This is a genomic window from Sellimonas sp. (assembly GCF_047234585.1).
In the GTDB taxonomy this organism is placed as follows: Bacteria; Bacillota; Clostridia; order Lachnospirales; family Lachnospiraceae; genus Sellimonas; species Sellimonas caecigallum.
The window spans coordinates 144,665-157,117 of sequence record NZ_JBKSWG010000002.1; the positions used below are offsets into that span (position 1 = coordinate 144,665).

12 protein-coding genes are annotated in these 12,453 nt (G+C 45.6%); 10 read left to right on the forward strand and 2 right to left on the reverse strand.

Annotated features, from left to right (window positions below; all coding sequences use genetic code 11):
• Positions 1-10: 10 nt before the first annotated feature.
• The 8 genes from ACLROL_RS01390 to ACLROL_RS01425 all read left to right on the forward strand — a co-directional run bounded on the left by ACLROL_RS01390 (position 11) and on the right by ACLROL_RS01425 (position 7,866).
• The gene (locus ACLROL_RS01390; RefSeq protein WP_087200339.1) at positions 11-1,024 is read left to right on the forward strand and encodes an aldo/keto reductase; all 1,014 of its coding nucleotides are present in this window, start codon (positions 11-13) and stop codon (positions 1,022-1,024) included.
• 64 nt (positions 1,025-1,088) lie between these two features.
• Entirely contained in the window at positions 1,089-1,958 is an 870-nt protein-coding gene (locus tag ACLROL_RS01395) for a hypothetical protein (protein ID WP_413067201.1), read from the forward strand.
• A 146-nt stretch (positions 1,959-2,104) separates the two neighbouring features.
• Complete coding sequence (gene crcB / locus ACLROL_RS01400; RefSeq protein WP_287447991.1) at positions 2,105-2,470, forward strand: fluoride efflux transporter CrcB; 366 nt, start codon at positions 2,105-2,107, stop codon at positions 2,468-2,470.
• 19 nt (positions 2,471-2,489) lie between these two features.
• Positions 2,490-3,278, forward strand: a complete 789-nt coding sequence (locus tag ACLROL_RS01405) for an ROK family protein (RefSeq protein WP_413067202.1) — start codon at positions 2,490-2,492, stop codon at positions 3,276-3,278.
• Positions 3,279-3,313: 35 nt separating this feature from the next.
• Entirely contained in the window at positions 3,314-5,968 is a 2,655-nt protein-coding gene (locus ACLROL_RS01410; protein WP_413067203.1) for a hypothetical protein, read from the forward strand.
• An 86-nt stretch (positions 5,969-6,054) separates the two neighbouring features.
• Positions 6,055-6,561 carry a DNA topology modulation protein FlaR gene (locus ACLROL_RS01415; RefSeq protein WP_413067204.1) on the forward strand — a complete coding sequence of 169 codons (507 nt, stop codon included), beginning with the start codon at positions 6,055-6,057 and terminating at the stop codon, positions 6,559-6,561.
• Positions 6,562-6,578: 17 nt separating this feature from the next.
• Entirely contained in the window at positions 6,579-7,112 is a 534-nt protein-coding gene (locus ACLROL_RS01420) for a putative ABC transporter permease (RefSeq protein ID WP_158095383.1), read from the forward strand.
• A gap of 13 nt (positions 7,113-7,125) precedes the next feature.
• A complete protein-coding gene (locus tag ACLROL_RS01425; RefSeq protein WP_413067205.1) occupies positions 7,126-7,866 on the forward strand; it encodes an HAD family hydrolase in 741 nt (246 codons plus the stop codon).
• A gap of 49 nt (positions 7,867-7,915) precedes the next feature.
• Here ACLROL_RS01425 and ACLROL_RS01430 read toward each other — a convergent pair whose 3' ends face one another.
• Positions 7,916-8,140 (reverse strand): helix-turn-helix domain-containing protein, encoded by a 225-nt coding sequence (locus ACLROL_RS01430; RefSeq protein ID WP_087200355.1) that lies wholly within the window; start codon positions 8,138-8,140, stop codon positions 7,916-7,918.
• Between the two features lie 276 nt (positions 8,141-8,416).
• Between ACLROL_RS01430 and ACLROL_RS01435 the strand changes: the two genes are divergently transcribed.
• Positions 8,417-10,633, forward strand: coding sequence for a L,D-transpeptidase family protein (locus tag ACLROL_RS01435; protein WP_413067206.1), 2,217 nt, complete (start codon positions 8,417-8,419; stop codon positions 10,631-10,633).
• 41 nt (positions 10,634-10,674) lie between these two features.
• Entirely contained in the window at positions 10,675-11,277 is a 603-nt protein-coding gene (locus ACLROL_RS01440) for a flavin reductase (protein WP_087212951.1), read from the forward strand.
• Between the two features lie 243 nt (positions 11,278-11,520).
• On the opposite strand, the gene ACLROL_RS01445 is transcribed toward ACLROL_RS01440, so the two are convergent.
• The gene (locus ACLROL_RS01445; RefSeq protein ID WP_413067207.1) at positions 11,521-12,348 is read right to left on the reverse strand and encodes a polysaccharide deacetylase family protein; all 828 of its coding nucleotides are present in this window, start codon (positions 12,346-12,348) and stop codon (positions 11,521-11,523) included.
• Positions 12,349-12,453: the final 105 nt, after the last annotated feature.

Sequence of the window (12,453 nt, forward strand, 5' to 3'; positions counted from 1 at the left end):
AGGCGGTATGATGGAGAGTGTAATTTTAGGCAAAACAGGATTAAAAGTGAATAAAAACGGGTTCGGGGCACTTCCGATCCAGAGAATTTCCAAAAAAGAGGCAGTCTATCTGCTGCAAAAGGCATTCCGAAGTGGGATTAATTATTATGATACGGCAAGGGCCTATTCGGACAGCGAGGAAAAGCTCGGAGAAGCTTTTCTGGGAATGCGTGAGCAGATCATTATCAGTACGAAGACTGCCGCACAGTGTGCGGAAGATTTGCGGAAAGACCTGGAGGAGAGTCTTGCCAGGCTTCAGACTGACTATATCGATCTTTACCAGTTCCACAATCCGGCATTTTGTCCAAAACCTGGCGATGGAACGGGACTTTATGAGGCGGCCTTGGAGGCAAAAGAACAGGGGAAGATCAGGCACATCGGGATCACAAACCATCGTATTGCAGTGGCAAGGGAAGCAGTTTTATCCGGGCTTTATGAGACACTTCAGTTTCCGTTTTCCTATCTTGCATCCGAGGAGGAAAAAGAGCTGGTCGAACTGTGCAGAAAAACGGATACTGGTTTTATAGCTATGAAAGGACTGGCAGGGGGGCTGATTCACAATGCGGCGTGCGCTTATGCATTTATGTGTCAGCCGCAGTACGCACATGTGGAGCCAATATGGGGGATTCAAAGAGAGCGGGAGCTGGATGAATTTTTATCATACCAGGACCACATGCCGGAACTGAATGAAGAACGTATGAAGGAGATACAAAGAGATCAGGAACAGCTTGCCGGAGAGTTTTGCAGAGGGTGCGGCTATTGTATGCCATGTCCTGCAGGGATTGAGATCAATAACTGTGCACGTATGAGCCTGATGCTCAGAAGAGCGCCGCAGGAGGCGTGGCTTTCCGAGGAGTGGCAGGACAAGATGAAGAAAATAGAGAACTGTCTGCACTGTGGCAACTGCCGGAAAAAGTGCCCGTACGGACTTGACACACCGGAACTCCTTCGGAAAAACTACGAAGATTATAAGACCTTTCTGTAAGACATAAGGGATCAAAAAAAGAAGATCGGGAATACTGAATAGAAAAACGGATGGAGGAAGAAGGATGCACATTCAAAGAAGACCATTTTTCTATGGCTGGTATTTCCGGTGCCAGTCTGAGACCGATACGATAGCTGTGATACCGGCAGTTCACATATCGGGGGAGAAAAGTAGCAGTTCGATTCAGATTTTAACAGAACGAGGGGTATGGAATATGGAATTCCCCATTTCCGAATTCAAGCTCAGCCGGAAGCAGATGAAAATGCAGATCGAAAAGAACTGTTTTTCCGAGAAAGGGATTCGGCTGGATATTGAGAGAGCCGGGATAAAAATCAAAGGAAGACTTGACTTTGGGCCTTTTGCAAAACCGGCTTTTGATATCATGGGACCGTTTTGCTGTATTCCAGGGATGGAGTGCAGACATTCTGTCTACAGTATGGAGCACAGTGTGAATGGGACGATACAGATCCAGGGGAAAGATATACGATTTTCGGATGCACGCGGTTATATGGAAGGAGACAGCGGAACCTCCTTTCCGGAGACATATGTATGGACACAACATTTCTTTCGGGATGGTTCACTTGTCTTTGCAGCGGCAGACATTCCTATTTTGGGAGTGCACTTTAAAGGAACGATCGGTATCGTAAGACAAAAAGACAAAGAATGCCGCTTTGCGACCTATCTTGGAGCTTCTGTCGTGAAAATGGGAGAAAACGTGCTTAAGATCCGTCAGGGGAGAAAGACAGTTCTCATTCGTCTGCGGGAAAAGGAAGGGAGTATGCTACATGCACCATGCAGCGGAAAGATGACCCGGAAGATCTGTGAGTATCCATCCTGTCAGGCAGACTATATTTTTTTCTGCGGCAAAAAGAAGGAAAAGGAAATTTTGGCTGCGCGTGCAGCGGTAGAATATGAGGTAAAAAAAGAAGCATAATCCGGCGTGACTGTAAACGCCGGATTTTACTTTCAGGCAGACCTCTCTGAGTCGGTGTGCCAATAGGAAGAAGAACAGCTTGTCCTCGGGCGCTGAAAGAGATATAATGATTGGGAAATCAGAATATCGAAGAGGAGTGGAATAAAATGGGGGGTTTATATGTGGCGGCCGGAGGGGCAATCGGAGCTTCGCTCCGCTATGGGATCAGCCTGATCCCATATAAAGGGAGTTTTCCTTTACTGACTTTGATCACAAATATATTGGGAGCAATTGTCATCGGGTATATTGCCGGGACAGCAGCACAAAGAAAAGTATCGCCGAATCTGATTCTGTTTTTGAAAACGGGAGTGTGCGGCGGATTTACGACTTTTTCTACCTTTTCTCTTGAGGCATACAGCTTATTTGAAAAAGGCCGACAGGGAACTGCCTGTGTTTACACAGCTCTCAGCATACTCTTGTGCATAGTGGGGGTAGGGCTGGGGATGTATGCCGCCAATCGGATGGCACGGTAAAAGTCAAAATAAACCAAAAATGAAAGAAAAATACCAGATCGACGGGATGGGGGTAAGTGCGCCTGGCGCAGTGGACGTCCAAACAGGTATCATCGGAGGCATGAGTGCACTTCCATGTATTCATGGACCATCCTGGACAGAGAAACTGGAGGAGCGCTTTGGGGTGCCGGCATCAATCGAGAACGATGCCAACTGTGCAGCACTTGCCGAATTGGCATTAGGAAGTGCAAAAGGAATGAAAGATATGGTATTTGTCGTGTGCGGAACCGGAATCGGAGGGGCAGTTGTCATCAACGGGGAAATACAGCACGGGACCAATCTTTACGGAGGAGAATTCGGCTGTATGGTCATGCGCAATGAAAATGGGGAGCTCAGCACATTTTCATCAGAGGCCTCTACGATGTCTTTTGTGAGAAAGATCCAGAAAAAATATCCACAGGAGGAGTGGAATGGCGTGAAAGTATTTGCCGAGGCGGAAAAAGGAAACGAGGAATGCAGGAAGGCAATAGATACCTTTTTCTATAATCTGGCGGAAGGGATCTACAATATACAGCATGTCATTGATCCACAGATTATTCTTCTTGGAGGAGGCATCAGCCGGAGAGAAGGATTTGCAGAGACGCTTCGCAAAAAACTGGAAGAGATTGTGGGAAAAGTGGAGGAATGTGCAAAGACAAAAGTAGTTGTCCCAAACATCGATGTGTGTACTTTTCGGGAAGATGCCAATCTGATCGGTGCTGCAGTGAATCTTTCCAGAAGAAAAAGAGAAGTTTGTTTGTCTGTACATGGAGAAGACCATACGTTATAATGAAGGCATAACATCGAAATGATCAGGAGGAAAAAATGAAAAAGAAACCAATAAAACAGATTTTGGCGTTTGTGCTGGCAGCTGCGATGCTGTTTGGTGCAGTGCCGGCAAGCGCAGCAGATGCGTCTGAAAAGGATGCGCAGAGGCGGACGGGAAAAGCGCATGTTTCTTATCGCACGCATGTGCAGACATACGGCTGGCAGGAAAATGTGACGGATGGAAAGACAAGCGGGACGATCGGGCAGTCGAAACGCCTGGAAGCCATCGAAATCCAGCTTGACAAGCCGGAGGGTATTTCCGGAGGAGTGGAGTACCGCACACACATCCAGGGCTTCGGATGGGAAGGAGAATGGAAGAAAGACGGTTCTTCAAGCGGCACATCCAATCAGTCGAAGCGTCTGGAGGCGATCCAGATCCGGCTGACAGGGGAAATGAGCAGACAGTACGATATATATTATCGTGTCCATGCTCAGACATACGGTTGGCTTGACTGGGCGAAGAACGGAGAAAAAGCAGGAACATCCGGACAGTCGAAGCGTCTGGAGGCGATTCAGATCGTTCTGACAGAAAAAGGAGCGGAGGCTCCAGGAAGCACAAATGAACCATACAAAGCTATGAAAATTCAGTATGCGACCCATATTCAGGATCATGGCTGGCAGAATTATGTAAGCGACGGTGCGGTAAGCGGGACGATAGGGGAATCCCGGCGCCTGGAAGGGATCCGTATCCAGTTGAATCAGTCAGAGATCAGCGGAAGTGTGGAATACCGCACACATATACAGACATACGGCTGGGAAGATGGATGGAAACGAAATGGCGAGATGAGTGGGACACAAGGAGAGCACAAACGCCTGGAGGCTATCGAGATACGACTGACCGGGGAGGCGGCAGAACAATACGATATCTATTACCGTGTCCATGCTCAGACATACGGCTGGCTTGGATGGGCAAAAAACGGAGAGAGTGCAGGGACATCCAGACTTTCGAGACGTTTGGAAGCCATAGAGATCCAGCTTGTGAAAAAGGGAGAGGCGGCGCCAGGATCCACAGACAATGCCTACATTTCATCCGAATGGAATACGACGCTCACACAGCAGGGCGAGACAACGCTTGTAAGCATCAAGCCGGGTGGAGCGGAAGAAATCATACAGAATAATGCAGATACGACAGTCAAGGTAACCGCGGCCATCAAATATAAAAGCAAAGTCATTCGCCAACAGCAAAAGGAAATGCGGTTTTCCGATATACCGGCAGAAGGGTTCGATATGGACTTTGGGACATACGGAAAGTTTTATGTGACAATTGAGTACAAGATTGCAGGAACCACGGTAGAGACACAGCAGCAAGTATTCGGTGTGACTGCAAGCGAATACAATCTGGCCCCGCTTTCCGCAACATTCCCGGTACTTTATTTTTCACTTTCGCTTTGGGACATCAATGTTTCCCAGGAAACAGGCAAACAGATCCCGACGATAGTGATGCTCTCGAGGGCGTCCGCATATGACTGGGATCAGCTCCCGGAAGGAGTATACGGAGTACCATACCTTTCTGATGAAGATCTTCGTACGAAATCAGATCACATTGTATATGCACAGTACATAAAAGATCTGTATGAGGTAAGTCCGGATTCCAAGTTCCATCTGTTTATTAATGACATTGACTGCAGTTTCATCCACTGGGGGATCTACGCGAATCGTATACCACAAGATCAGTATACGATTACGATGCTCTCAGATGGTTCCGCCACATTCAGTATCATGAATGAAACATACGGCGTGGAAAATCCGGAAGCGAAGCACCAGGAACTGATCAAACTTTGGAATGACGCTAAAGAGGAAGCATATAGGACAGGAACATTTGGAGAGGACTGGGGATGGCATGCACATTGGGAGTGCATGTATGCTGTTTTATCATGTGAACCTGGTACACAATGGTGGGTTTCCAGGGATAATCTCTTTACAAGCGGAGATGACAATGCGTTTGCAGAAAAGATCAAGAGCGATGTTACAGTAAAAAATATAAATACAATGCTGCAGGATCTGACGGCAAAAGGAGAAGAGACGGTAAATGAATTCAAGGCTCTTTACAATTTCAACGATGAGTATTTTGCAGATGCCGAAGAGCAGAATAAAAAGGTTATGCTTCTTCTTGGAACATATGTCTATAATGAAAAATCCTTTGAGGATTATGCGGGTATGACAAAAATGTATTACGGGGAAGATTACCTGTACTACTACAAAGGACATCCGAATACACCTACAGGCCTGTATCCGGAGAAACAGGAGGAATTGAACAGACTTGGAATAACAGATGTAGATTCCTCTGTGGCAGCGGAACTGATATTGTTTTTCAATCCGGAGATCCGGATGTCTGGGTATGGATCCAGCACCTTCAATTCCGCGTCTGAAGAAATGGCGTGCGGACTTTTTGAAATGCGCAAGTCGGATGCTCTGAGTCCGGAAAGCAGTGTGGATTATTCAGGGATTGACTGGTTTGCATCCTATATCGACAAAGCGACGGCAAGCAGTGAGATCGCTTCACTCGCGCAAAATGACAGATGTTATCTGATGGAATTTTCAGACGCCATCATCGCGGAAAAAGGATATGACATTGCTGTTTATGACGCTGAAAACAACACGATATCCTATTATAGAGGAAATGAAGAAAGCGGCTATGAGCTTGTTTCATAGCAGAAAAAGAGACCGGGATTTGCGTCCCGGTTTCTGTTTCCGACAGTACAGAAGATGGATGCAGATGAAAAAGAGAGGATAACAAAATGAAGATTGCTGTGATAGGATACAGTGGATGTGGAAAGTCGACACTGACCGAATATATCGGGAAGAAGAGACAACTGCCGATATTGTTTCTTGACAAAGTCCACTGGCTTCCAGGATGGAAGGAGAGGCCGGCAGAAGAAGAAAGGAAGATCGTATCAGATTTTCTGGATCAGCATGACAGCTGGGTCATTGACGGAAATTATAGCAAGATATGCTGGGACAGAAGAATGAAAGATGCTGACAGGATCGTGTTTCTTGCTTTTGGAAGGGGAACCTGTCTGCTGCGGGCACTGAAAAGATATGTAACCTGGCGAGGAAAGACGAGAAAGTCCATGACGAAAGGGTGCCCGGAAAAGATAGATATAGAATTTGTAAAATGGATTCTGTGGGATGGAAGAGTCCGTAGGCGACGCCGGATATTTGAAACCGTTAAAAGAAAATATCCGGATAAAATGGTCTGTATCAAGTGTCAGAGACAGATGAAACAATTTTTGATAAAAGATTAGAAAGTATGAGAAGTGAGATGAATAAAGCGAAAGAATATTTTTTGTATTTTATATTTTACTCCGTCATTGGATGGTGTTATGAAGTGTTTTTGGAAGTGGTCGTATACAGGTGGGGATTTTCCAATCGGGGTGTCCTTTTTGGACCTTATTGTGTCATCTACGGATTCGGGGCACTGCTTTTGATTTTTGCACTGGACGGTCTGAAGAAAAAGAAAATCCGGCTTGCAGGGATCAATGTGACTCCGGTACTTGTATTTGTCGGTATCGTTGTGATCACAACGGCAGTCGAGCTGGCAGCCAGCTATATCATGGAATTTACAAGAGGAGAATGGCTGTGGGACTACACACGGTTTGCGTTTAATTTTGAAGGAAGGATCGCTTTAAATCCAAGCATCCGTTTTGGGATTGGGGGCATGGTTTTTCTGTATTTGCTGCAGCCATTGTTTGAAAAGGCAGTACGTGCCATGGGAGCAAAAGTGCGAAATATATGTTTCTACACGTTGGCGGTCTTGCTTGCAGCAGACGCAATCTATGTGTTTTTGATTCGGTAAAGGGAGGAAGAACATGTGCGAGACATGTATATTTGATTTGTACGGGACACTGATCGATATTCACACAGAGGAAGAAAAGGAAGAAATATGGGAGTCCCTTTCTTTGTTTTTGGGGTATCAAGGGGCGGTATATACATCCAAAGAGCTGCATGACCTGTATTGCAAAATAGTCAAAGAGCTGCAGATGCCAGGGAAATCTCTCAGACAAGACAGCCATGAGGCATTTCCGGAAATTCAGATCGAAGAAGTCTTCGCACGATGCTACCAGGAAAAAGGTATTGTCCCTGGCAGTGATCTGGTTATTCATACAGCACAGTTTTTCCGTGCCATGTCAACAGAGTATATCCGGCTTTACGAAGGAACAAAAGAAATGCTGCAAAGCCTTAGAAAAGAAGGAAAAAAGCTATATCTTTTGTCAAACGCGCAGAAGATTTTTGTCGAGCCGGAGATGAAGGCGCTGGGTATTTATGACTGTTTTGACGGGATATTAATTTCTTCAGAAGCAGGAATAAAAAAACCGGAAGCTGGATTTTTTCAGATGCTTTTGGACAGATATTCCATTTCGAAAGATACGGCTGTCATGATCGGGAATGACGGGATCTGTGATATTGCAGGGGCGAAGAAAGCCGGTTTTGACACAGTGTATATCCACTCCAACCTTTCTCCGGAAGAAGATGATCCAAAAGCGGATATGACTTTAAAAATGGTAGATATGAAAGCTCTGGAAAATTATCTTTTGGATAGAAAAGTATAGGAGCGCATATCATCTTACAAAAAAACCATACCTCAGATACAAAGCAAAACTACTTGTTTCTGGGGTATGGTTTTTTCTGATCTGTAATACCGACCAGATAGTCGATACTTACGTGATATAATTCCGAAAGACGGATTAAAAAATCGATAGGGATCTGCCTGACACCTTTTTCATATCTGCGGTAAACTTCCCTATGACATCCCAGGTAGCGTGCAATATCCGCCTGGGTCTTATCATTGTCAATTCGTAAATGTTCCAATCGTTGAAATTGCATAAAGTCACCTCTTTATTATGCTATCAAATAATTGCATTTCAATTCTTGAATTGCTACCATATAGCGGTATATTAAATGGAGTAATGTGGTAAATAATGGAAAACTAAGAAAAATGAAAAATAAAATCAGAAAATTTCACTGAAATTATGTTCCGAAATGGAACGAAAATCAGATTTTTGTCGGGAAATTGTAAGATTGGATTGGAAATAAAGGGTAATCTACGATATAATTAAAATAGAAAAGCAATTTTTAACAAAATTGAGAAGGGAGGAAGCTATGAAAAAAGTAAAATTTCTGAAAAAAGTTGCTGCGGCTCTTTTGGGGATAATGCTGGTAAGTACATCTGTTCCTGTCTATGCGGCAGACACAGCGGAAAATACGGCAGCAAATGAAACCCAGACCGGTAACATAATCTCGGAGACACCGGAAGTACCGGAAGAGACGCCGGAAGTACCGGAGGAGACGCCGGAAGTACCGGAAGAGACACCGGAAGTACCGGAGGAGACGCCGGAAGTACCGGAAGAGAGTCCGGAAACGCCGGAGACACCAGAAGAAACGCCAGAAGTGCCTGAGGAGACAGAGACACATGTGGAGTATCAGGTACATGTACAAACATATGGATGGCAGGATTGGGTACAAGACGGTGTAACAAGCGGAACAACAGAACAGTCCAAACGTTTAGAAGCAATCCGTATCAAGCTGAATGACACTGGAATATCAGGAGATGTGGAATACCGTACTCATGTACAGACGTATGGATGGCAAAATTGGGTAAAAAACGGAGCAATCAGCGGGACGATGCAAGAGAGCAAACGTCTGGAGGCTATTGAAATCCGTTTGACAGGCGACCTGGAACAGCAATATGATATTTATTACCGTGCGCACGTGCAGAATTTCGGCTGGCTTGACTGGGCCAAGAACGGACAGACAGCAGGGTCAGAACAGTATTCTTACCGAATGGAAGCGTTGGAAATCTGTCTGGTAGAGAAAAATCAGGAAGCACCTGGAGAGACTACAGAACCGTGCAAATATCCGCCGCTGCTATACAGAACCCACGTTCAGGGAATTGGCTGGCAGCCTGTTGTAAAAGATGGGGATACAAGCGGAACGCTCGGGCAAAGCAGAAGGCTGGAGGCATTTTCTCTTTCTCTGAATCATCAGAAATATGAAGGATCTGTCGAGTACCGATCTCATGTCCAGGGAATCGGCTGGCAGTCCTGGGTACAGAATGGTGCGACAAGCGGAACAGTCGGAGAAAATAAACGTCTGGAAGCTATAGAGATCCGTTTGACGGGTGCGATGGCAGAGTATTACGATATTTATTATCGCGCCCATGTCCAGCAGTTCGGCTGGCTTGGCTGGGCAAAAAACGGGGAACCTGCGGGAACTCAGGAATATTCATATCGGATGGAAGCATTGGAAATCCGTCTTGTGGAAAAAGGCGGGGCAGCACCGGGGACAGGCGGGGAGGCATGTAAGTATCCTCCGACACTCTATCGTGCTCATGTTCAGAAATATGGCTGGCTTGGTTGGTCTGCTGATGGAGCCGCAAGCGGAACGTTCGGAGAGAGCAAGAGAATGGAAGCTCTTGAAATCCGGCTTAACAGACAGAAGTATGCAGGGGATATCGAGTACCGATCCCATGTCCAGGGGATCGGCTGGCAGTCCTGGGTAAAAAATGGAGCCACGAGCGGCACTACAGGAGAGAATAAGCGCCTGGAAGCTATCGAGATTCGTCTGACAGGAGAAATGGCAAAGTATTACGATATTTATTACCGCGACCATGTCCAGCAGTTCGGCTGGCTTGGCTGGGCAAAAAACGGGGAGTCAGCTGGGACGTCTCAGTATGGATATCGCATGGAAGCTTTTGAGATCCGTTTGCTTCCAAAAGGTTCCCATGCACCAGGTTCCACATCAAATGCATTCCGTAAAGGAAAAGCGGGATGGTACTATGAGAATGGATACAAATTTTATTATGTGAACAATGTGAAACAGACTGATATCAGAAATGTGATCGGGGCCCAGTCTTCCTATGTCATCAAGATCAACAAAGCGCAAAGTTGTGTGACAGTTTACGCAAACGACGGCAGCAATGGCTATATCATTCCGGTTGTGGCATTTGCTTGCTCCCCTGGATCCGGTACACCGACCGGCACTTTCAGTACATCAGACAAATATCGGTGGCATACACTCTATGGAGCAAAAGGACAGTGGTGTACAAGGATTACAGGACATATCCTGTTCCACTCACTTCCGTATACAGATTTCAACAATCGGACTATGATGCCAAATCAGTACAACAAGCTTGGAACATGGGCGTCCAGCGGCTGTATCCGCCTGAGGGCAGGAGACGCAAAATGGATTTACGATTACTGCAAATCCGGAACAAAGGTCATTATCTATAATGAATCCAGCCCAGGTCCGCTTGGGAAACCAGTCTATGCAAAGATTCCGGCAAATCAGAATTGGGATCCGACAGATCCAACGATCTGATCCATGCAAACGGCAGCATCTGTTTTAGGAGGAAAAAAAGAATGGATAAGAAAGCAATGTATAAATTAACTTACGGTTTATTTGTAGTGACAGCAAAGGAAGGAGAAAAGGACAACGGCTGCATAACAAACACAGCAGGGCAGGTCACTTCCACACCAAACAGAATTTCCCTCACAGTACATAAAGAGAATTACACACACGGGATGATCATGAGGACAGGTGTATTCAATGTGTCTGTGATATCAGAGAAGGCATCTTTCGGCCTGTTCCGGCATTTTGGGTTCCAGAGTGGAAAAACAGTAGATAAGTTTGCTGATTTTCAGGCGGCCAAGAGGACAGAAAACGGACTTTTGGCTGTCACAGAAGGGACGAATGCATGGCTTTCAGCAAAGGTTGTACAGACTGTGGATCTAGGAACTCACACGATGTTTATCGCAGATGTGACGGACGCAGAGGTGCTTTCCGATGAGCCGTCAGCCACATACGCCTACTATCAGTCCAATATCAAAAATGCTCCAATGCCGGAGAAAAAAGCGGGGTGGAGATGTAAGATTTGTGGATATATTTATGAAGGAGAAGTGCTTCCGGATGACTTTATCTGTCCAATATGCAAACATGGAGCGGCAGATTTTGAGAAAATCTGATATTAGAATACTGATGCGGGGGATGACGTAAGCGCACCCCCGCGTTTTGTGTCTTGAACAGCGATTGTAGGGGGGAGACTGTACAAATGCAGGAAAAAACAGTTGGAATCGAGGAACAAAAAGGGTATAATAGTCCTCGCCAAGAAATGATATGAAAAGTATGATGTCAGTATAACACAGGGACAGAGGACGGGCAACAGAGAAAGCAGAGAAGAGTTCTGTTTTTCCAAAACAGGACACCGATTAGGCATCCTGTTTTTTGGAAAGCAGATCTTCCAGGGAAGCAAAGCGGTATCCCATTTCCTCCCATTTTGTCAGAAGTTCATCTAAAATCTGGGCGTTCGTGCTGGAAGTATTGTGGAGAAGCACGATAGCCCCCGGGTGAATCCGTCCGAGGAGCTTTTCAAATGCTTCCTCTTTTGAAGGTTGTTGATCCTGATACCAGTCTACGTAGGCAAGACTCCAGAAAAAGGTATAGTAGCCAAGACTGTCAGCCATTTTCAGATTTTGCAGGCTGTACTTCCCCTGAGGCGGTCGGTAGTAATGGGGCATCTCTTGCCCCGTCGTCTCTTTAAAAAAGTTTTCGACGCTTTTTAATTCTTTCAGGAAATCTTCCTTTGAGGAAATGGAAGACATATTTGGATGATGATATGTATGGTTGGCTACAATATGACCTTCGTCGACCATGCGTTTTACCATATCGGGAGCGCTTTCCAGGTAGGTCCCCACAATAAAGAAAGCAGCCGGTGCTTCGTGTTTTTTCAAAGCATCCAGAATAGCTTTTGTGTTTCCATTTTCAAATCCGCAGTCGAAAGTAAGATAAATGACTTTTTCATCTGTATCGTCAAGAAAAGATGCATGATAGTTCCAGAGTTCGTCTGAAGAAGCATTCCCCACAGGAGGAGAGCCCTTTTCCTGGAACCCAAGTCCCCAGTTTTCTGAAGCGGAAGAGGCAGTTTCCCTGGCGTTCATCTGCTCCGTGAGTTTTCCTGCTCCGATGCCGACGAAGTAAGAGACAACGAGAAACAGAGCGGTCAGGAAAAGTTTCCGATAACATCGGATATGTTTCATATACGTTTACCTGCAAATTGTCTTGTTGATTGATAGTATGCGGAAAACTGTAAAAATAGTCTGCAAATAAAAAGTCAAGCAGAAACAAGCAGAAATTAATGAACT